Genomic DNA, 18,023 nt, shown 5'->3' on the forward strand with positions numbered 1-18,023 from the left:
CTGTGGCGCGCCCTGCGCCACAATGGAGCAAAGCGAGATCAGAGAGCCAGGTCAAAGAGCCAAGTCAGGGAGAACGAGATTGACCCGCACAGCCCCGCAATTCCTGTTCGACTTCGGCAGCCCGAACGCCTATCTCAGCCATCTCGCGATCCCCGCGATCGAGCAGCGGATCGGCGTCAAGTTCGAATATGTGCCGATCCTGCTCGGCGGCATCTTCAAGTCGACCAACAACAGATCGCCGGCGGAGACGCTGGCCGGCATCAAGAACAAGCGCGAATTTCAGGCCGTCGAGACCGAGCGCTTCATCAAGCGCTTCAAGGTCGAGCCTTACGTCTTCAACCCCCACTTTCCCGTCAACACGCTGAACCTGATGCGCACCGCGATCGCAGCGCAGCTCGAGGGCGTGTTCGAGAAATATGTCGACGCCGCCTTCCATCATATGTGGCGGGAGCCGAAGAAGATGGATGATCCCGAAATCGCGGCGAAGGCGCTGGCGTCTTCGGGCCTTGATGCTCAAAAGCTGTTCGCCCGCGCCCAGGAGCCCGAGGTGAAGGGCAAGCTGATCAAGAATACCGAGGAGGCGGTCGCCCGCGGCGCCTTCGGCTCGCCGACCTTTTTCGTCGGTAACGAGATGTTCTTCGGCAAGGAGCAGCTGCGCGAGGTCGAGGAGATGGTGCTGGAGAAGTGATTTTCGCATCCGGTGTAAACGCGCTAACTCTCTGGCGTCGTCCTGGCGAAAGCCAGGACGACGGCAAGAAACAACAACAAGGACAACCCCATGCGCATCCTCGTGGTCGGCGCCGGCGCCATCGGCGGCTATTTTGGTGGCAGGCTGTTGCAGGCCGGCCGCGACGTCTCCTTCCTGGTCCGCGCCAGGCGCGCCGGTGAGCTCGCGAGCGCGGGCCTCGTCATCAAGAGCCCGAATGGCGATGTGACGCTGAAAAATCCTCCGACCGTGCAGGCCGGCGCGATCAGGGACAAGTTCGACGTCGTGCTGCTCAGCTGCAAGGCGTTCGACCTCGATGATGCCATCACGTCGTTTGCGCCGGCGGTGGGCTCGAACACTGCGATCATCCCGATGCTCAACGGCATGAAGCATCTCGACATCCTCGATGCAAAATTCGGCAAGGAGCGCGTGCTCGGCGGTCTCTGCGCCATCGCCGCAACCTTGAACGAGAAGCGCGAAGTGGTGCAGCTGCAACCGATGCAGTCGATCAATTACGGCGAGCGCGACGGCACGATGTCGGATCGCGTCAAGGCGATCGACGAGACCTTCAAGAGCGGCATCAAGGGTGCCACGGCCAGCCTGAACATTTTGCAGGACATGTGGGAGAAGTGGGTATTCCTGTCTTCGCTTGCGGCGAGCACCAGCCTGATGCGCACCTCCGTCGGCAACATCCTCGCCGCGCCCGGCGGCCGGGATTTTCTGCTCGGCATGCTGGACGAGACCAGCGCGATCGCGACGGCATCAGGCTATCCGCCGGGCGGTCCGTTCTTCGAGCGCGTCAAGGGCAATCTCACCGCCGAGGGCTCGCCGATGACCGCCTCGATGTTCCGCGACATCAAGGCGGGCTTGCCGGTCGAAGCCGATCACGTGATCGGCGACCTTATCGCGCGCGCCGACGCGGCCAAGGTGCCGGTGCCGAAGCTGCGCATCGCGTATACGCATCTGAAGGCGTATGAGAAGCAGCGGGCGGGGTAGGTAGCAGCCGCACATTCGGTGTCGTCCCGGCGAAGGCCGGGACCGCGTGATCTATCGAAGATTACCGCGGCATGCGCCGGTAAACTCCGAGCCTTCGCCGAATTACTTTCGTGGCTGTGGGTCCCGGCCTTCGCCGGGACGAGTGAGTTTGCCGCAACAGCCCTGCGCTAGTTGAAATACGCCAGATAGTGCGCCACCGCCGTGATTTCCTCGTCGCTCATGTGATAGGCGACGTCGGCCATCGCGGCGACGCCGCCGCCGACGCGCTGGCCCGCTTTGTAGTCGTGCAGCGCCTTGACCAGATATTCCTCGCGTTGACCTGCAAGCCGCGCGACGGCTTTGGTGCCGGCAAAGCTGTCCGTGTGACATGAGGCGCAGCGGCGGCCGACGGCAACCTGCGCGCCTTTCTTCGACAGATCCGGATCCTTGTCCTCGGCGGCCTTCGGCGGCGTCATCGCCGCGAAATAGGCGCCGAGGCTGCGGACGTCCTCGTTGGTGATCTCCTCTGCGATCGGCTGCATCTGCTCGTTCTTGCGCGAGCCGGCACGGAAGAACACGAGCTGCCATTGCAGGAACTGATCGGGCTGGCCGGCCAGCGAGGGAATGTTCTCGGTCTGCGAGATGCCGTTCTCGCCGTGACAGCCGGAGCAGACGGCCGCCTTCTCCTGGACGGCGGCGTTGTCGGCGGCGCTTGCGGGGACGAATGCGATCGCTGTGAGCGAGAGCGCGCCGATTGCGTACAAAGAATACTGACGGCGCATGGGGACAATTCCGATCTATCGAGTTCGTCGTTCCGGGGCGTGCGGAGCACGAGCCATGATGCGCAATTGCGCATCTGAGAATCCATAACCACGATTCGGGGTTATGGGTTCCGGACTGGCGCTGACGCGCAATCCGGAACGACGGGGGTGAGACTCTGAAACGAAAGAGGCTGCGGCGCCTTTCGAGGCCACCGCAGCCTCTTGGTCAGGTCGCGCTACTTCTTGCTGTAGCTGATGCGGTAGATCGCGCCGGCCCAGTCGTCGGCGACGAGGATCGAACCATCCTTGGCGAGAACGATGTCATCGGGGCGGCCGAGATAACCCTGGTCACCCTCGAGCCAGCCGGAGGCGAACACCTCCTGCTTGGCGTTCTTGCCGTCGGGGCCGACGATCACGCGCATGATGCGGGCGCCCTGGTACTTATGCCTGTTCCAGGAGCCGTGCTCGGCGATCAGGATGTTGTTCTTGTACTCGGCGGGGAACTGGTCGCCGGTATAGAACTTCATGCCGAGCGGAGCGACGTGGGCGCCGAGGTTCAGCACGGGCGGCGTGAACTCGGAGCACTTGTGCCCCATCGCGAACTTCGGATCGGGAAGGTCGCCCTGGTGGCAGTAGGGATAGCCGAAATGCTCGCCGATCTTGTTGATCATGTTCAGCTTGTCGGAGGGCAGATCATCGCTGACCCAGTCGCGCGCATTCTCGGTGAACCAGTACTTGCCGGTGCGCGGATCGACGTCGCCGCCGACCGAGTTGCGAACGCCGAGCGCCCAGATTTCGGCATTGCCGGTCTTGGGATCGACGCGCCGGATCTGCGAGACGCTGGTCGGCGGAATGCCGACGTTGAAGGGCGGTCCGAACGGAATGTAGAACCAGCCATCCTTGTCGACGGCGATGTACTTCCAGCCATGCGCGGCATAGGACGGCATGTCGTCGTAGACAACCTTGCCCTCGCCGGGATTGTCGAGCTTGTTCTCGATGTCGTCGTAGCGGATCAGCTTGTCGACCGCGATGACGTAGAGCGCGCCGTCCTTGACGGCGAGACCCGTGGGCATGTTCAGGCCCTTGAGGATGGTCTTGACCTCTTTCTTCCCGCCATTGTCCTTGATGGCGTAGACGTTGCCGAGGCCGAACGAGCCGACGAACAGCGTGCCCTTGTCACCCCAGGCCATCTGCCGCGCCGCCAGCACGCCGGAGGCGTAGACCTCCATCTTGAAGCCGGGCGGCAGTTTCACCTTCTTGACGATGTTGGCGAGCTCGGCGTCGGAGGCGCCGGTCGGCGGACCCGAGGGCGGCGCAAGGCCCTTCTGCGCTTCGGTTTCGTCGCCGAGGAACCAGTCGTCCGGCGGATGGGTCCAGAATTCCTTGGTGCCGGATTCGTACTTCTTCAGCGCCCGGTTCTTGTCCTGCTGTTGTTGTGCGCTGGCAACGCTGGTCCCGGCAAGAAGGGCAACCGCTGCAAGCGCCAACACGGATCGATGGATGATCGATTTCATCGCGTCACTCCCCTAAGGCAGCCATCGGGGCTGCACATTCTTGTTTTGCTGTGTGAGTAGGCGAAGTTCGAAGTCTGCCCGCGAGGCAGACGCAAAAAGGTTAGCACATCTGCGGGCCGTGAGAAGCGCGTCGCGTGCGCGGCAGTTGCGCTCAATCAAATTGGGACGGATGTTCCTCACATCCTCGCAGGCGGCGACGACAACGTTCTCGCTGCAACGCGGAATCGGGATGGCGCCGCCTCTTTTGCGAGCAGCGAAGCAAGGCGACCGATACAAGGCTGCGAAAACAAACCCCATGCACAATAGAACGGCGAGGTGCCGGCTCGCGCACGGTGACGCCAGCCCCAGGTCTGAAACATCGTGCGATTTGGCAAAACCGGCGACTATTTCACGACCGGGTAGGGCCCGTCGTCAAACGGCGTGTCGTGATAGCCCTTCGATCCCACCTCGCGCGCCAGGGCGCTGCGGAAATCCGAGCCGGCGCGCAGGCTGCGCAGCACATGGGCGAAATCGAATTCGGGATGCCATCCGAGCTCGCGCCGCGCGCGCGCGTTGACATAGACGCGGTCGATCCCGGGGAACAGTCGCCAGCCGCGCGCGGCATAGAGCTCGGCGCAATCCGGGTAGAGCTCGCCCACGACATCGGCAGCATTGCGGGCGAGCGCGGCGAGCTGATGTTGCGAGAACGGACTGGTCGCCGAGACGATGTAACGGCCGAAGCCGATCGCGGGCGCACGCGCGACTGCAAGCAGATGGGCGCTGACCGCGTCCGCTATATCCAGCCGTCGATAGAGCAGCTCGTTGGCCTGCGCGTTGTCCAGGGCGTAGGCCGACCGCATCGCAGGATCGTCGTCAGCTTCAGGAAAGAACCGCGAGGTCCGCAGGATGACCACCGGCAGGCTGCTCTCGCGAAAGAACAGCTCGCACAGATTTTCCGCCATCAGTTTCGTGGTGCCGTAGATGTTCTTCGGCACCGACGCCAGCTCCTCGGTGACCCACACCGCCTGTCCCGCCTCGGGCCGCAGCTGCGCGCCGAACGCGCTGGTGGTGCTGGTGAGGACAAAGCTCTTCACGCCGGCAGCCAGCGCCGCCTCGAGCAGATTGAGCGTCCCGGTGACGTTGGTGTCGATGAAGGCCTCCTTGCCGTGGGTCGCCACATGCGGCTTGTGCAGCGTCGCGGTGTGGATCACGGCCGTGACGCTATCCATCTGCGCCCGGACGAAGGTGGGATCGACGATGGAGCCGACAGCATCGGTGAACGGCGACGGTTTGAGGTCGATCCCGCGGACAGCGGAACTGCGCCCGCGGAGCGTGCGTAGAATGGCCTCGCCCAAATGACCCGCACTGCCGGTGACGAGAATTGTCATGTCAGCCCCAGTCCAGCCGCCAGCAGCGTGGAAAACCACGGCTCAACCTGATTAAGCTGGATGCTGGAAAAAATTGGAGCGGGCGAAGGGGCTCGAACCCTCGACCCCGACCTTGGCAAGGTCGTGCTCTACCACTGAGCTACACCCGCATCCTGTGTCGGTCGCGTGACGCGCCGGCAACGGCTGTCGTATGCCAAAAGCGGGAGGCGAATGCAACAGCTACCGGCAGCATAGATGCGCATTCCGAGCCCCGATATGAGCCCTGGAGCGGCCAAATCGACCCAAAACGGCCCGGAACTGCCGAATCGGCTGCGACGGATTGAAATTCGGCCGGCCCGGCCCAATTTTAGGGCCTGAAACGAAGCATAGGCGATGGCGACGTGCTAAAGAGCCGCCATTCCAGACCAGACGAGGGGATCCCGTGACGATCATCGACCAGGGTAACGGAGCGGCCCCGGCTGCGGCCGATCTGATCAAGGACACCACCACCCAAACCTTCGTGAAGGACGTCATCGAGGAATCGAAGCGCCAGCCGGTGCTCATCGACTTCTGGGCGGAATGGTGCGGCCCCTGCAAGCAGCTCACGCCCGTGCTCGAAAAGGCCGTCAAGGCGGCCAAGGGCAAGGTCAAGCTGGTCAAGATGAACATCGACCAGCATCCGGCGATCCCCGGCCAGATGGGCATCCAGTCGATCCCGGCCGTGATCGCCTTCGTCAACGGCCAGCCCGCCGACGGCTTCATGGGCGCGGTACCGGAGAGCCAGGTCAACGCCTTCATCGAGAAGCTGACCAAGGGCGTCACTGCGCCGGGCGAGCCCAACATCGCCGAGATCCTGCAGGAGGCCGAGGCCGTGCTCGCCGAGGGCGACACTGCTGCCGCCGCGCAGATCTACGCCGAAGTGCTGCAGCATGATTCGACCAACATCCCCGCGCTTGCCGGCCTCGCCAAATGCTACGCCATTTCGGGCGCGATGGAGCAGGCCAAGCAGACGCTGGCCATGGTGCCGGAATCCAAGCGCAACGACCCGGCCGTGAAGGCGGTGCAGACCGCGATCGATCTCGCCGAGCAGGCCAAGCAGCTCGGTCCAATTGCCGAGCTGGAACAGAAAGTCGCCGCAAATCCGCTCGATCATCAGGCGCGCTTCGACCTTGCCACCGCGCTGAACGCGAAGGGCGACCGCGCAGCCGCGACCGAGCAGCTGCTCGCAATCGTCAAGCGCGACCGCAAATGGAACGATGACGGCGCCCGCAAGCAGCTGGTGCAGTTCTTCGAAGCCTGGGGCGGTGCAGACGAGGCAACCGTCGAGGGCCGCAAGCGCTTGTCGACCATCCTGTTCTCATAAGCTCAGGTCGCAATTCAGGCGGGGACTGAGATGCCGATCAACATCGAATATCGCGGCCCCGCCGACCTGCCGGAAATCATTCCGGTGTTTCCGCTGCCGGGCGCGCTGCTGCTGCCGCGCGGCCAGATGCCGCTCAACATCTTCGAGCCGCGCTATCTGGCGATGGTCGACGACAGCTTCCGCGACGGTCATCGCCTGATCGGCATGATCCAGCCTGACGTGGCGCATTCGCCGAAGAATTCCGACAAGCCGGCGCTGTTCCGCGTCGGCTGCGTCGGCCGCATCACCCAGCTCGCTGAATCCGGCGACGGCCGCTACATCCTCGAGCTGACCGGCGTTGCCCGCTTCAGGGTGATGGAGGAGCTCGACGTGCTTACTCCCTACCGGCAGTGCAAGGTCGATTTCTTCGCCTTCACCGACGATTTCAAGGCTCGGCTGGGTGAGGAGGCGGTCAACCGCGAGGCGCTGCTGGTGGCGCTGGCGGAGTTTCTGAAGGCCAACAATCTCAAGGTCGACTGGGAGGGCGTCGAGAGCGCGCCCAACGAGGCGCTGGTCAATGCGCTGGCGATGATGTCGCCCTATGGCCCGGCCGAGAAGCAGGCCATGCTGGAAGCGCCTGACCTGAAGACCCGCGCCGAGATCCTGATCGCGGTGACCGAGATGGACCTTGCCAAGAAACGCACCAGCGGCGATCCGCCGCTGCAGTGACGGGCGCGGTGCATCCGTGAAGGCGGTGTGCTCCCTCCCTCGCGGGCGCAAGCGGGAGAGGGGGCGCACTGCCTGCGTGGCCGCTACCCGAACCGCTCCACCGCCCAGGCGAACAGGCTGCCCGGAATCGGCGGCTGCAGCGAGCGGCCCTTGCCTGAGATGTGCAGGCCGATCACGTTGGGATCGGTGACGATACCGAGATAGCTCGACGGCTCGAAGAACAGTCTTGGCTCGGAATGTACCGCGTAGAACGATCGCTTCGGCAACGCCTTTTGCAGATCGCCCGAACGCTTGGCGAGGATGGTCAGTGCCGGAGGCCCGAAGATGGCGATGCGAAGGTCGGACAGACGCTGCGAGCCGCCGCTCAGCTTCCGTATCGCAAAGCTCAGGCGATGGCTCGGCGACAGCCATTCCGGCGTCAGCTCCTCCTGCGCCATCAGATTCTCGAAGGCGCCGACGATCTGGTGGTCGGGCGGCAGATAGAGCACGGAGTTGCCGAGCCGGCGGGATCGCTCCCAGGCAAAGTATGGCTCTGCCGGATCGATCTCGACGGGTTTGAGCAGCAGCACGTCGGCGTCGAGCCAGAGGCCGAGATGCTTCGCCATCAGCTTGATGCGGAAGAAGTCGCTGAACTGAAGCGTGGTCCAGTCGCGCCAGCTGCCGTCAGGTTGCGGCGGCCGCAACCGTTCGGAGAAGGCGTGCGGCAGGATCGCTTCGGCGTCCGCATTCTCGACGCCCGCGGGGAGGCCCGGGATGGTGTCGAAACTATAGACCGTGACCTTGTGGCCGGCCGCCAGCTGCGAGCGCAGGCAGGTCTGGCGTAGCGCGTCCATCGGGCCATGCCAGAAGGTGACGATCTCGGGAAGCATGAGGCGAGCTATACGGGAAAACGAGGGCAAAGAAAAAGCCCCGGCGCGACAAGCGCCGGGGCTCGAATGAGACTTGAACTCAGGCCCAGGCGCGTTCGCGCTTGAGCTTCTCCTCATAGCTGTCGATCGAGGACTTCTTCTCCATCGTCAGCCCGATGTCGTCGAGGCCGTTGATCAGGCAGTGCTTGCGGAACGGGTCGATCTCGAACTTGACCTTGCCGCCATCGGGGCCGCGGATCTCCTGGTTGGGCAGGTCGATCGTCAGCGTCGCGTTGGCGCCGCGCTCGGCATCGTCGAACAGCTTGTCGAGGTCCTCCTGCGAAACGCGGATCGGCAGAATGCCGTTCTTGAAGCAATTGTTGTAGAAGATGTCGCCGAACGAGGTCGAGATCACGCAGCGGATGCCGAAATCGAGCAGCGCCCAGGGCGCGTGCTCGCGGCTCNNNGAGCCGCAGCCGAAATTGTCGCCGGCGACCAGCACCTTCGCGTTGCGATAGGCTGATTGGTTGAGGACGAAATCCGGGTTCTCGCTGCCGTCGTCCTTGTAGCGCTGCTCGGAGAAGAGCCCCTTGCCAAGGCCGGTGCGCTTGATGGTCTTGAGGTACTGCTTCGGAATGATCATGTCGGTGTCGACATTGATGATCTTCAGCGGCGCCGCGACGCCTTCCAGCGTGGTGAACTTGTCCATCTCAGGATTCCCGGTTCGAAGTCAGGGGAGGCTGTTTAGCCCGGTTGGCGTATAAATCCTAGGCCGGATTCGGCAGTCTTGATCTGTCAGTCAGCTTGGCGGAGCCATGCTATCAGGGGCAAAGCCGGTCGGCAGGCCGTCGATGCTCTTCATGTTCTTCAGGCCCCAGTATTTTCGCAAGTTGTTGACGCCCTGCGCCGTCCAGTAACGGATGAGGCTGCCACGCTCTTCCCGGTAGTCGAACAGCGGCACGCCCATACCGCACGAGGTCTGCACGAGGTCGACCGAGAGGCGCACGATCTGGCGGGCGCCAGCCATGTCCTCGAACCCTGGGGCGAGCTCGGTATATTCAGGCGTGCCGCGCATGATCGATCGGCCCTGGCCATAGAGCCGCAGGATCACCGGCGGGCCTTCGAAAGCGCAGAACATGATGGTGAGGCGCTTGTCATCCGATGCGATCAGGTGCGCGCGGGTCTCGCTGCCGCTGCCGGTGCAGTCGAGATAGGCGACGTCGTTCGCTCCGAGCACAAGGAACGACGACAGGCCCTTGGGGGAGACGTTGATGCGTCCCTTCGGCGGGGCGCTCGCGACGAAGAAGATCTTCTGCCGCTCGATGAAAGCCCTGTGCTCGGGTTCGATCCCGGTGAATTGCTTGCCCATGTCCGCGGGTCCTCTGCTCGGTGACAGCGCCTCGGAGGCAAAGAAGCTAACACATCTCGGGTACCGGTTTAAGAACATAAGATATGCTGGTATAAAAACCACCATGAAACGAGCAGATCCGATCGCTCCGGCGCTCTCGCTCAGCGCATTCTTGCGGGCGCTCCGGGAACGTCAGTCTCCGGTGGAATTCGGCCTCGCCGCGGGACCACGGCGGCGCACGCCCGGCCTCCGGCGCGAGGAGGTCGCCCAGCTCTGCGGCTTGAGTGTCACCTGGTACACCTGGATCGAGCAGGGGCGCGATGTGTCCGTCTCTGCTTCGGCACTTGCGCGCATCGCCCGCGGATTACGCCTGTCACCTGCCGAGCGCGCTTATCTGTTTGAAGTCGCGGGCAAGCGCGATCCCGAGCGGCCGGGCCACAGAGACGATCCACCCGGGGAGATCCTGGCCTGCGTCGATGCAATCGATGGTCCCGCCTACATCCTCGATCGCACATGGAGCGCCCGCCGCTGGAATGCGAAAGCGTCGCGCTTGTTTGCAGGATGGCTCGATGATGACGGTGAAAAGAACCTGCTGCGCTACATCTTCCTCAGGCCGGAGGCGCGAAGCCTGATCCTTGACTGGGCGTCCCGTGCGCAGCGCGTCGTCGCCGAGTTCCGTGCCGCGGTGACAGCCTACTCCGATGATCCGGACATTCGCCGGCTCGTGGAGGAGCTGAGACTGGCAAGCGCGGACTTCGAACGTTGCTGGGACACACAGGGCGTCCTGACCCGCGAAGGCGGCGAACGCGTGTTCAATCATCCGACCATGGGACTGCTGCATTATCAGCAGGTGTCGCTATCGCTCGCGGGCTGGCCCGACTATCGGCTGACGATGCTTCTGCCTGCGCCATCGCCGCGCGATCGATGATTTCCTATTCGGCCTGCGCCTCGATCGCTGCCATGTCGTCGTCCGAGAGACCGAAATGGTGGCCGATCTCGTGGATCAGGACGTGACGGACGATATGGCCGAGGCTCTCGTCGTGCTCGGCCCAGTAGTCCAGGATCGGGCGGCGGTAGAGCCAGACCATGTTCGGCAGCCGCGCCACGTCGCCAAGACTCTGCTGCGGCAGGCCGACGCCCTGGAACAGGCCGAGCAGGTCGAACTCGCTCTCGCAGTCCATCTCGTCGAGCACCTCCTCGGTCGGGAAGTCGTCGACGCGGATGATCAGGCCCTCGCAGAGCCCGCGAAACTCCGCCGGCAGGCGCTCGAAAACGTCGTGCGCCGCAGCTTCCATCTCGGCCAGCGAGGGCGCTTTCAGGTCCATCCACATGCGCACCTCTTAGCGCGGGTTTCGCAGCGATGCATCCGGCTTTATAAGCGCGTGAGGTTGACGGGCGCGGCCAAAACGGGGAGCGTGGAGGCCAAGCGGGCCTCGGTCGAGGGTGGTTCAGGTGGGCGATAAAATGCGAGCAAAAGCAGCGGCGGCTCTACTGTGCATGGGGTTGTTTTCGCAAGTCGGCATGAGTGCCCAGGCAGAGACGGCCGGCACTGTCGTCCGCCTGGCCCAGGCGGTGTCGCCCGACGACATCCCGCCGCCGCGAAAGCGGCCCCAGACCCGCCTGCGCGTCACGCCCTATGACAGCCCTGACGGCGTCTATCCGCGTTACAACCCGGGCCCCGACGCGGTGCGCGAGTGCAACGTTGCCTATGTGCAGGAACACAGGCCCAGCGGCACCGTGATCACGCCGCATATGAGCTGCTACTGGCGTCGCGGCTGATACCGGTTCAGTGCCCGCGCAGCGCGCCGATCAGGCCGGCGCCGACGACCAGCGCGGACACGCCATAGACCAGGATCGCCATCACCAGCTGCGTCGTCTGGCTTGCCGTGCCGCTCTCGACGCCCGGCGCCTGCGAGGCCAGTGCCGAGCTCGCGCCAAGCGCAATGCTCGCTGCGATGGCGAGGCGGGATATCAGCAATGTTCGAAACTGTGTCATGACCATCTCCTGCATTCGCTCGACCAGAAGATACGTACGTCGCTGACGGCTGGTTGTTCATCCCTAGCAGATTCAGGTGCAGCGTTCCAGATTGGCCGCTTTTGACTTGCAGGCCGCCGCGTGATCCTCTCATGTTGCCGGCGGAGGTCGTCATGACGAGATGGATCGCATTGACCGTTGCTGCGGGGCTCGCCGCAAGCCTGCCTCACGCCTCCGTCGCGCAGAAGGTGACGAAGCTGCCTGACGCCTCCGCGGGCCGCGCGGTGTTCGATGGGCGACGGCACGTGCGATACGATGCTGCCCGCTACGCTCCGCGGCCTGATCCGCACTACTATGCGCGGCCCGTCTATTACCGTCCCTATCCTTACGCTGTGCCCGCGCCCTTCGTGCTCGGCTACGGGCCGTTCTGGTGACGCGGCATGCCTTGCGCGGCGCGTCGTTCATTCATGGCGCATTCACGTCGCCGTCTCTAACTTAACCGCGTGAGCGACTGCAAATGAACAGCGACCGCGGGACGACGATGCCGCGATGACGCTGTCCAATTTCAGGGAGACATTCCATGCCGAGGATCATGCGTCCCGGGACAAGCTCGCTGCGCCTGCTCGGGCTCGCCGCTGTTGCTGCTCTGATGTTGTCGTCAGGACTTGCGCGCCGCGCTGAAGCGATGACGCCGATCAATCCGACCGCGCTGCCCGCGGCGAAGGCTGCAAGCGACGACATGATGATCCAGGTCCGCCATGGCGGTGGCGGTGGCGGTGGACATTTCCACGGCGGCGGCGGACATTTCGGCGGCTTCCATGGTGGGGGAGGGCACTTCGGTGGCTTCCACGGTGGCGGCTATCGCTATGGCGGCTTCCACCACTTTGGCGGACATGGCGGCTACCATCGCCACTGGGGCGGCACCTATCGCCCGTACTATGGCTATCGCCACTTCCACCGGCGCTATTATTACGGCGGCTATTATCCCTATTATCACTATCCGCGCCGCTGCCGGATCATCTGGACCTATTACGGCCCCCGCCGCATCTGCCACTGGCATCATTGGCATCGCTGGCACTATCCGTACCGCTATTGGTGATGCGATTTGTCATTCCGGGATGGCGCATAAGCGCCAGACCTGGAATCTCGAGATTCCGGGTTCGTCCTTCGGACGCCCCGGAATGACTGCGGATCGTGACGACACTCGTTGGCTCAGAGCCAGCCCTTCACATTCCACGACGACGGCTTCCACCGCATCAAGGTCTCGATCTTCCACTGCTTGAACATCGCCGGTGGCCAGCGGCTGAGCTTCGAGGTCTCCTCGACCTCGGGCTTGGCGACGATGTGCAGCCGCGGCGCGCGCCGCCGGTGCTGGCGGGTCGCCTCGCCGATCAGATCCACATATTCAGGCTTGTTGGCCATGAGACGTGTCCTCGCGAGATCGTCGCGAGGACACTGTCGGCGCTGCGGCTTAACGACGGCTTGCCGCGTTCGCTCAAATTGGAGGGAGCAGCTCAGCGCCAGTCCCTGACGTCGACGAAGTGGCCCGCGATCGCGGCGGCCGCGGCCATCGCCGGCGACACCAGATGCGTGCGGCCCTTGAAGCCTTGGCGGCCTTCGAAATTGCGGTTCGAGGTCGAGGCGCAGCGCTCTTCCGGCTTCAGCTTGTCCGGATTCATGGCGAGGCACATCGAGCAGCCGGGCTCGCGCCATTCGAAGCCGGCCTTGATGAAGATCTTGTCGAGCCCCTCGGCTTCGGCCTGCTCCTTCACGATGCCGGAGCCCGGCACCACCATGGCGTTGACGTTGGCGGAAACGGTCTTGCCTTCGGCAATCTTCGCTGCCGCGCGCAAATCTTCAATGCGGCCGTTGGTGCAGGAGCCGATGAAGACGCGGTCGAGCTTGATGTCGGTGATCTTCGTCCCCGCCGTCAGGCCCATATATTTCAGCGCGCGATGCTTGGAGAGACGCTTGGCCTCATCAGCGATCTTGTCAGGATCTGGCACGATGCCGGTGACCGAGATGACGTCCTCAGGTGAAGTGCCCCAGGTCACGATCGGCGGCAGCTTTGCTGCATCGAGCCGCAGCTCGTGGTCGAAATGCGCGCCGTCGTCGGAGCGCAAGCCCTCCCAGTAACGCATCGCCGCGTCCCAGGCCGCGCCCTTCGGCGACTTCGGCCGGTCGCGCAGGAAGTCGTAGGCCTTCTGGTCGGGCGCAACCAGACCGGCGCGCGCACCGCCTTCGATCGACATGTTGCAGACCGTCATGCGGCCTTCCATGGAGAGCGCGCGGATCGCATCGCCGGCATATTCCAGCACATAGCCGGTGCCGCCTGCGGTGCCGATCTCGCCGATGATGGCGAGAATGATATCCTTGCCGGTCACGCCGTCAGGCAATTTGCCGTCGACGGTGACGCGCATGTTCTTTGCCTTCTTCTGGATCAGCGTCTGCGTCGCCAGAACGTGCTCGACCTCGGAGGTGCCGATGCCGTGCGCGAGCGCGCCGAACGCGCCATGCGTCGAGGTGTGGCTGTCACCGCAGACGATGGTGGTGCCGGGCAACGTGAAACCCTGCTCGGGGCCGATGACGTGGACGATGCCCTGGCGCTTGTCGAACTCGTTGTAATATTCGATGCCGAATTCCTTGGCGTTCTCGGCCAGCGCCTTGATCTGCTCGATGCTCTCAGGATCCGGGTTCGGCTTGGTGCGGTCGGTGGTCGGCACGTTGTGGTCGACGACGGCGAGCGTCTTCTCGGGCGCATGCACCTTGCGCCCTGTCGCGCGCAGGCCTTCGAACGCCTGCGGCGAGGTCACCTCGTGCACCAGATGGCGGTCGATATAGAGCAGGCAGGTGCCGTCCTCGGCTTCGTGCACCAGATGGTCGTTCCAGATCTTGTCGTACAGGGTGGTCGGCTTGGACATGAGCTTCAGCTCCGAAGGAATGTGTGTAGCGATGAGCGCGGCGGGCCGCGCAGGGCAACAAAATCGTCAGCGCAGCTTTTAGGCTGCGCGCGTAAGTTCTGACGTTGCCGAGGTCGCGAAGCGTCCGAAGAACCGGCCAGGCAGCCGCGAGCGATCGTCGATGACGATGCGCTGGGGGCTCACGAAGCTGGTCAGATCTGGAAACATTCTAGAAGCTATATAGCACGCAGCGCTAAAAGCGCGAGAGTTTCAGCTCGTCATTGCGAGGAGCTCTTGCGACGAAGCAATCCAGGACTGCCTCTGCGGAAAGACTGGATTGCTTCGCTGGGCTCGCAATGACGAGGTCGGGGAGAGACTACTGCAAAACAAAAAGCGCGGAGCCGAGCCCCGCGCTTTTCGAATATTCGTCTGGTTGCGAAGCTTACTCGCCGACGGCGGCCTGGCGGTCCTGCTTCTCGACGATGCGGGCCGACTTGCCGCGCAGGTTGCGGAGGTAATAGAGCTTGGCGCGACGGACCTTGCCGCGGCGCACCACCTTGATCGAGTCGATCATCGGCGACATCACCGGGAACACCCGCTCGACGCCTTCGCCGTAGGAGATCTTGCGGACGGTGAAGCTCTCGTTGAGGCCACCGCCGGAACGGCCGATGCAGACGCCTTCATAGGCCTGCACGCGGGTGCGGTCGCCCTCGACGACCTTGACGTTGACGATCACGGTGTCGCCGGGACCGAATTCCGGAATGTCCTTGCCGGCGGACAGCTTGTCGAATTGCTCTTGCTCGAGCTGCTTGATCAGGTTCATGGGTAAATCTCCATCGGCGCGCCCAGCCTTTACAAACGGGGGCTGCGCGAAATTCGTTTATCCAGCCATTGCGGATGTGGCCGCTCCTATAAGGCAAGCCGGAGCGTTTGTCACCCGTCTGTCTTGTTTTTTGGCGTTTTTTGGCGTCCGGGCCGATTCGGGGCTTTGGGCGGGATTTGGGCCCATAAATCAGGCCGCCGGGCCGCCGTCAGGGCCTCGGATTGCGCCCGCCGCCAGGCGGCGACCTTGGCATGATCGCCGGAGGTCAGGATCTCCGGGATCGGAACCCCTTCGAACAACTGGGGACGCGTGTATTGAGGGTATTCAAGCAGGCCGTCGGAAAAACTCTCCTCGGCTCCCGAAGCTTCCTTGCCCATCACGCCCGGCAGCAGCCGGACGCAGGCGTCAATCAGCGCCATCGCGGCGAGTTCGCCCCCTGAGAGCACGTAATCGCCGATCGAGACCTCCTCCAGGCCACGCGCATCGATCACCCGCTGGTCGATCCCTTCGAATCGCCCGCAGACGATGAGGGGGCCGGGGCCCTGGGCGAGTTCCACCACGTGAGCCTGGGTCAATGGCCGACCGCGCGGGCTCATCAGCAGGCGAGGGCGCTCGGGACCGATGTCGGCGGCATCGATAGCCGCCGCCAGAACGTCGGCCCGCAGGACCATGCCCGGGCCGCCGCCGGCGGGAGTGTCGTCGACGCTGCGATGACGGTCCGTGGCGGAAGCCCTGATATCCCGGGCCTCGATCTGCCAGAGGCCGGAGGCCAGCGCCCGACCGGCCAGGCTCACGCCGAGCGGCCCCGGAAACATTTCCGGAAACAGCGTCAGCACCGTCGCGCGCCAGGGGGTGGGGTTCGTCATAGTGTTCTAAGAAATCCGTCGTCCCGGCGAAGGCCGGGACCCATAGCCACCGCAGCCGGTTTTGCGATGATCGAAGCCATCAGCTTAGCCAAAAACCACGGCCTGTGTTTATGGGTCCCGGCCTTCGCCGGGACGACTCGTGGTGGGATCGTTGCCTCGCTCCTCGCCCTCGATCTCCTGCGGCAGCGCGATCACGACACGGCCGCCTTTGAGATCGACCTCAGGCACCACGGCGTTGGAGAACGGCAGCAGCATCGTCGCGCCTTTAAGCGGGGCGATCTCGATGATGTCGCCGGCGCCGAAATTATGGATCGCGAGCACGCGGCCGAGTGCGTCGCCGTCGGTGGTGATTGCGGCGAGCCCGATCAGATCGGCGTGGTAATATTCGTCCTCGTCGGTCGCGGGCAGCTTTTCGCGCGCGACGTAGAGCTCGATGCCGTTGAGGCGCTCGGCCTCATCACGGGTCGCGACGCCCTTGAAGGTTGCGACCAGATGATCCTTGGCCTCGCGGATTTGCGCCAGCTCGAACTGGCGCTTGCCGTCCTTGGAGAGAAGCGGACCGTAGCGCTTCACGGCAAAGGGATCTTCGGTGAAGGTCCACAATTTGACCGCGCCGCGCACACCATGCGCGGCGCCGATCCGCGCGACGCAGATCAGCGCCGACATGGCCTGGCCCTTAAGCCTTCGCGGCGGCTTCGGCCTGCGCCTTGCGCTCCTTGCGCGGCACGGCCTTCTCGGGATTGTTGCGCGCTTCGCGCTTCTTGACACCGGCGGCATCGAGGAAGCGAGACACGCGGTCCGACGGCTGTGCGCCCTTGGCGAGCCAGGCCTTCACCTTGTCCATGTCGAGCTTGAGGCGGGTCTCGTTGTCCTTCGGCAGCAGCGGGTTGAAATAGCCGAGACGCTCGATGAAGCGGCCATCCCGGGGGAAACGCGAGTCGGCGACGACGACGTGATAGACGGGACGCTTCTTGGTGCCTGCGCGGGCGAGGCGGATAACGACGGACATTTAGTTCTCCTGAGTAGCGGTTAATTCAAAGGTTGATGCGGTTCGTCATTGCGAGCGCAGCGAAGCAATCCAGGAAAGCATCCGCGGAGAAAGTCTGGATTGCTTCGCTGCGCTCGCAATGACGGGTGAAGTCACTTCTTCTTCCCCGATCCGGGGAAGCCGCCGAGCCCGGGCAGGGTCGGCTTGCCGCTGAGGCCCGTGAGCCCCGGCAGATTCGGAAGTCCTTGGCGAAGTCCGGGCGGCAGATCCTTCGGCAGGCTGGGCAGACCCTGCCCGCCGCCGCCCATCTTCTCCTGCAGCGCCTTCATCTCTTCCGGCGAAGGCATCTTCATGCCGCCGCCAAAGCCCATCGCCTGCGCGATGCCGGCGAGCGGGCCGCGCTTGCCCGAGCCCATGGCCTTCATCACGTCGGCCATGTTCCGGTGCATCTTCAGCAGCTTGTTGACGTGCTCGACGCTCTGGCCGCTGCCGGCAGCAATGCGCTTCTTGCGGCTCGCTTTCAGCAGATCCGGATGACGGCGCTCGTCGCGCGTCATGGAATCGATGATCGCGACCTGACGCTTCAAAATCTTGTCGTCGATGCCGGCGGCCGCGATCTGGTTCTTCATCTTGGAGATGCCGGGCATCATGCCCATCAGGCCGCTGATGCCGCCCATATTGGCCATCTGCAGCAGCTGCTCGCGCATGTCGTTGAGGTCGAACTGACCCTTGCGCATGCGCTCGGCGGTGCGCGCGGCTTTCTCGGCGTCGATATTGGCGGCGGCACGTTCGACCAGCGAGACCACGTCGCCCATGCCGAGGATGCGGCCGGCGATACGGTCGGGGTGGAAATCTTCCAGCGCGTCGGTCTTTTCGCCGGTGCCGATCAGCTTGATCGGCTT

22 protein-coding genes, 1 tRNA gene and 2 pseudogenes are annotated in these 18,023 nt (G+C 63.9%); 8 read left to right on the plus strand and 17 right to left on the minus strand.

Annotated features, from left to right (window positions below):
- Positions 1–79 precede the first annotated feature (79 nt).
- Both AOQ71_RS00900 and panE read left to right on the plus strand, forming a co-directional pair.
- A complete protein-coding gene (locus tag AOQ71_RS00900; RefSeq protein ID WP_205668181.1) occupies positions 80–688 on the plus strand; it encodes a 2-hydroxychromene-2-carboxylate isomerase in 609 nt (202 codons plus the stop codon).
- A 90-nt stretch (positions 689–778) separates the two neighbouring features.
- A complete protein-coding gene (panE, locus tag AOQ71_RS00905; RefSeq protein ID WP_057740660.1) occupies positions 779–1,702 on the plus strand; it encodes a 2-dehydropantoate 2-reductase in 924 nt (307 codons plus the stop codon).
- A gap of 167 nt (positions 1,703–1,869) precedes the next feature.
- Here the strand turns inward: panE and AOQ71_RS00910 are convergent, their stop codons facing one another.
- The 4 genes from AOQ71_RS00910 to AOQ71_RS00925 form a co-directional block, all read right to left on the minus strand.
- The gene (locus AOQ71_RS00910; protein ID WP_057740663.1) at positions 1,870–2,463 is read right to left on the minus strand and encodes a c-type cytochrome; all 594 of its coding nucleotides are present in this window, start codon (positions 2,461–2,463) and stop codon (positions 1,870–1,872) included.
- Between the two features lie 215 nt (positions 2,464–2,678).
- Positions 2,679–3,956: a PQQ-dependent sugar dehydrogenase gene (locus AOQ71_RS00915; protein ID WP_057740666.1), complete on the minus strand. Its 1,278-nt coding sequence runs from the start codon at positions 3,954–3,956 to the stop codon at positions 2,679–2,681.
- Between the two features lie 383 nt (positions 3,957–4,339).
- Positions 4,340–5,323, minus strand: coding sequence for an NAD-dependent epimerase/dehydratase family protein (locus AOQ71_RS00920; RefSeq protein ID WP_057740668.1), 984 nt, complete (start codon positions 5,321–5,323; stop codon positions 4,340–4,342).
- Between the two features lie 74 nt (positions 5,324–5,397).
- A tRNA-Gly gene (locus AOQ71_RS00925) sits at positions 5,398–5,472 on the minus strand.
- A 272-nt stretch (positions 5,473–5,744) separates the two neighbouring features.
- Here AOQ71_RS00925 and trxA point away from each other — a divergent pair.
- Both trxA and AOQ71_RS00935 read left to right on the plus strand, forming a co-directional pair.
- Positions 5,745–6,665, plus strand: coding sequence for a thioredoxin (trxA, locus tag AOQ71_RS00930; protein ID WP_057740672.1), 921 nt, complete (start codon positions 5,745–5,747; stop codon positions 6,663–6,665).
- Between the two features lie 30 nt (positions 6,666–6,695).
- A complete protein-coding gene (locus AOQ71_RS00935; protein WP_057740674.1) occupies positions 6,696–7,373 on the plus strand; it encodes an LON peptidase substrate-binding domain-containing protein in 678 nt (225 codons plus the stop codon).
- 83 nt (positions 7,374–7,456) lie between these two features.
- On the opposite strand, the gene AOQ71_RS00940 is transcribed toward AOQ71_RS00935, so the two are convergent.
- From AOQ71_RS00940 to AOQ71_RS00950, 4 genes and pseudogenes are all read right to left on the minus strand, one after another.
- Positions 7,457–8,242, minus strand: a complete 786-nt coding sequence (locus AOQ71_RS00940) for a hypothetical protein (RefSeq protein WP_057740675.1) — start codon at positions 8,240–8,242, stop codon at positions 7,457–7,459.
- A 79-nt stretch (positions 8,243–8,321) separates the two neighbouring features.
- Positions 8,322–8,685 (minus strand): 3-isopropylmalate dehydratase small subunit (gene leuD, locus AOQ71_RS46855; RefSeq protein WP_245316601.1); only part of this gene is annotated, 364 nt, incomplete at its 5' end.
- Between the two features lie 3 nt (positions 8,686–8,688).
- Positions 8,689–8,930: pseudogene (locus AOQ71_RS46860) on the minus strand (3-isopropylmalate dehydratase small subunit); the annotation flags it as partial.
- 90 nt (positions 8,931–9,020) lie between these two features.
- A complete protein-coding gene (locus AOQ71_RS00950) occupies positions 9,021–9,590 on the minus strand; it encodes a pyridoxamine 5'-phosphate oxidase family protein (protein ID WP_057740677.1) in 570 nt (189 codons plus the stop codon).
- Positions 9,591–9,693: 103 nt separating this feature from the next.
- On the opposite strand from AOQ71_RS00950, the gene AOQ71_RS00955 reads away from it, so the two are divergent.
- The gene (locus tag AOQ71_RS00955) at positions 9,694–10,497 is read left to right on the plus strand and encodes a helix-turn-helix transcriptional regulator (protein WP_057740678.1); all 804 of its coding nucleotides are present in this window, start codon (positions 9,694–9,696) and stop codon (positions 10,495–10,497) included.
- Between the two features lie 4 nt (positions 10,498–10,501).
- Here AOQ71_RS00955 and AOQ71_RS00960 read toward each other — a convergent pair whose 3' ends face one another.
- The gene (locus AOQ71_RS00960) at positions 10,502–10,900 is read right to left on the minus strand and encodes a metallopeptidase family protein (protein WP_057740679.1); all 399 of its coding nucleotides are present in this window, start codon (positions 10,898–10,900) and stop codon (positions 10,502–10,504) included.
- A 166-nt stretch (positions 10,901–11,066) separates the two neighbouring features.
- Between AOQ71_RS00960 and AOQ71_RS00965 the strand changes: the two genes are divergently transcribed.
- The gene (locus tag AOQ71_RS00965; RefSeq protein ID WP_057740680.1) at positions 11,067–11,348 is read left to right on the plus strand and encodes a hypothetical protein; all 282 of its coding nucleotides are present in this window, start codon (positions 11,067–11,069) and stop codon (positions 11,346–11,348) included.
- A gap of 7 nt (positions 11,349–11,355) precedes the next feature.
- Here the strand turns inward: AOQ71_RS00965 and AOQ71_RS00970 are convergent, their stop codons facing one another.
- Positions 11,356–11,565, minus strand: a complete 210-nt coding sequence (locus AOQ71_RS00970; protein ID WP_063958169.1) for a hypothetical protein — start codon at positions 11,563–11,565, stop codon at positions 11,356–11,358.
- Between the two features lie 152 nt (positions 11,566–11,717).
- Between AOQ71_RS00970 and AOQ71_RS00975 the strand changes: the two genes are divergently transcribed.
- Positions 11,718–11,978 (plus strand): hypothetical protein, encoded by a 261-nt coding sequence (locus AOQ71_RS00975; RefSeq protein WP_057740856.1) that lies wholly within the window; start codon positions 11,718–11,720, stop codon positions 11,976–11,978.
- A gap of 146 nt (positions 11,979–12,124) precedes the next feature.
- Positions 12,125–12,643, plus strand: a complete 519-nt coding sequence (locus AOQ71_RS00980; RefSeq protein WP_057740684.1) for a hypothetical protein — start codon at positions 12,125–12,127, stop codon at positions 12,641–12,643.
- Positions 12,644–12,756: 113 nt separating this feature from the next.
- Here AOQ71_RS00980 and AOQ71_RS00985 read toward each other — a convergent pair whose 3' ends face one another.
- The 7 genes and pseudogenes from AOQ71_RS00985 to AOQ71_RS46865 form a co-directional block, all read right to left on the minus strand.
- Positions 12,757–12,966 (minus strand): hypothetical protein, encoded by a 210-nt coding sequence (locus tag AOQ71_RS00985; protein WP_057740685.1) that lies wholly within the window; start codon positions 12,964–12,966, stop codon positions 12,757–12,759.
- A gap of 92 nt (positions 12,967–13,058) precedes the next feature.
- Positions 13,059–14,465, minus strand: coding sequence for a 3-isopropylmalate dehydratase large subunit (gene leuC, locus AOQ71_RS00990; RefSeq protein ID WP_057740686.1), 1,407 nt, complete (start codon positions 14,463–14,465; stop codon positions 13,059–13,061).
- A gap of 421 nt (positions 14,466–14,886) precedes the next feature.
- Positions 14,887–15,267, minus strand: a complete 381-nt coding sequence (gene rplS / locus AOQ71_RS00995; RefSeq protein WP_011083318.1) for a 50S ribosomal protein L19 — start codon at positions 15,265–15,267, stop codon at positions 14,887–14,889.
- A gap of 110 nt (positions 15,268–15,377) precedes the next feature.
- The gene (gene trmD / locus AOQ71_RS01000; protein ID WP_057740687.1) at positions 15,378–16,133 is read right to left on the minus strand and encodes a tRNA (guanosine(37)-N1)-methyltransferase TrmD; all 756 of its coding nucleotides are present in this window, start codon (positions 16,131–16,133) and stop codon (positions 15,378–15,380) included.
- A 108-nt stretch (positions 16,134–16,241) separates the two neighbouring features.
- Positions 16,242–16,799, minus strand: coding sequence for a ribosome maturation factor RimM (gene rimM / locus AOQ71_RS01005; RefSeq protein WP_057740689.1), 558 nt, complete (start codon positions 16,797–16,799; stop codon positions 16,242–16,244).
- Between the two features lie 10 nt (positions 16,800–16,809).
- Entirely contained in the window at positions 16,810–17,142 is a 333-nt protein-coding gene (gene rpsP, locus AOQ71_RS01010) for a 30S ribosomal protein S16 (RefSeq protein WP_057740692.1), read from the minus strand.
- Between the two features lie 131 nt (positions 17,143–17,273).
- Positions 17,274–18,023 (minus strand): annotated as a pseudogene (locus AOQ71_RS46865) (signal recognition particle protein); the annotation flags it as partial.

Origin of the sequence: Bradyrhizobium manausense (assembly GCF_001440035.1) — a bacterium.
GTDB lineage: Bacteria > Pseudomonadota > Alphaproteobacteria > Rhizobiales > Xanthobacteraceae > Bradyrhizobium > Bradyrhizobium manausense.

What these genes read in the sequence shown, in the direction of transcription:
- panE (WP_057740660.1), top strand. Translation starts at nt 779, where the DNA reads ATGCGCATCCTCGTGGTCGGCGCCGGCGCCATCGGCGGCTATTTTGGT.
- AOQ71_RS00910 (WP_057740663.1), bottom strand. Translation starts at nt 2,463, where the DNA reads ATGCGCCGTCAGTATTCTTTGTACGCAATCGGCGCGCTCTCGCTCACA.
- AOQ71_RS00915 (WP_057740666.1), bottom strand. Translation starts at nt 3,956, where the DNA reads ATGAAATCGATCATCCATCGATCCGTGTTGGCGCTTGCAGCGGTTGCC.
- AOQ71_RS00920 (WP_057740668.1), bottom strand. Translation starts at nt 5,323, where the DNA reads ATGACAATTCTCGTCACCGGCAGTGCGGGTCATTTGGGCGAGGCCATT.
- AOQ71_RS00935 (WP_057740674.1), top strand. Translation starts at nt 6,696, where the DNA reads ATGCCGATCAACATCGAATATCGCGGCCCCGCCGACCTGCCGGAAATC.
- AOQ71_RS00940 (WP_057740675.1), bottom strand. Translation starts at nt 8,242, where the DNA reads ATGCTTCCCGAGATCGTCACCTTCTGGCATGGCCCGATGGACGCGCTA.
- AOQ71_RS00950 (WP_057740677.1), bottom strand. Translation starts at nt 9,590, where the DNA reads ATGGGCAAGCAATTCACCGGGATCGAACCCGAGCACAGGGCTTTCATC.
- AOQ71_RS00955 (WP_057740678.1), top strand. Translation starts at nt 9,694, where the DNA reads ATGAAACGAGCAGATCCGATCGCTCCGGCGCTCTCGCTCAGCGCATTC.
- AOQ71_RS00960 (WP_057740679.1), bottom strand. Translation starts at nt 10,900, where the DNA reads ATGTGGATGGACCTGAAAGCGCCCTCGCTGGCCGAGATGGAAGCTGCG.
- AOQ71_RS00965 (WP_057740680.1), top strand. Translation starts at nt 11,067, where the DNA reads ATGGGGTTGTTTTCGCAAGTCGGCATGAGTGCCCAGGCAGAGACGGCC.
- AOQ71_RS00970 (WP_063958169.1), bottom strand. Translation starts at nt 11,565, where the DNA reads ATGACACAGTTTCGAACATTGCTGATATCCCGCCTCGCCATCGCAGCG.
- AOQ71_RS00975 (WP_057740856.1), top strand. Translation starts at nt 11,718, where the DNA reads ATGACGAGATGGATCGCATTGACCGTTGCTGCGGGGCTCGCCGCAAGC.
- AOQ71_RS00980 (WP_057740684.1), top strand. Translation starts at nt 12,125, where the DNA reads ATGCCGAGGATCATGCGTCCCGGGACAAGCTCGCTGCGCCTGCTCGGG.
- AOQ71_RS00985 (WP_057740685.1), bottom strand. Translation starts at nt 12,966, where the DNA reads ATGGCCAACAAGCCTGAATATGTGGATCTGATCGGCGAGGCGACCCGC.
- leuC (WP_057740686.1), bottom strand. Translation starts at nt 14,465, where the DNA reads ATGTCCAAGCCGACCACCCTGTACGACAAGATCTGGAACGACCATCTG.
- rplS (WP_011083318.1), bottom strand. Translation starts at nt 15,267, where the DNA reads ATGAACCTGATCAAGCAGCTCGAGCAAGAGCAATTCGACAAGCTGTCC.
- trmD (WP_057740687.1), bottom strand. Translation starts at nt 16,133, where the DNA reads ATGACGAACCCCACCCCCTGGCGCGCGACGGTGCTGACGCTGTTTCCG.
- rimM (WP_057740689.1), bottom strand. Translation starts at nt 16,799, where the DNA reads ATGTCGGCGCTGATCTGCGTCGCGCGGATCGGCGCCGCGCATGGTGTG.
- rpsP (WP_057740692.1), bottom strand. Translation starts at nt 17,142, where the DNA reads ATGTCCGTCGTTATCCGCCTCGCCCGCGCAGGCACCAAGAAGCGTCCC.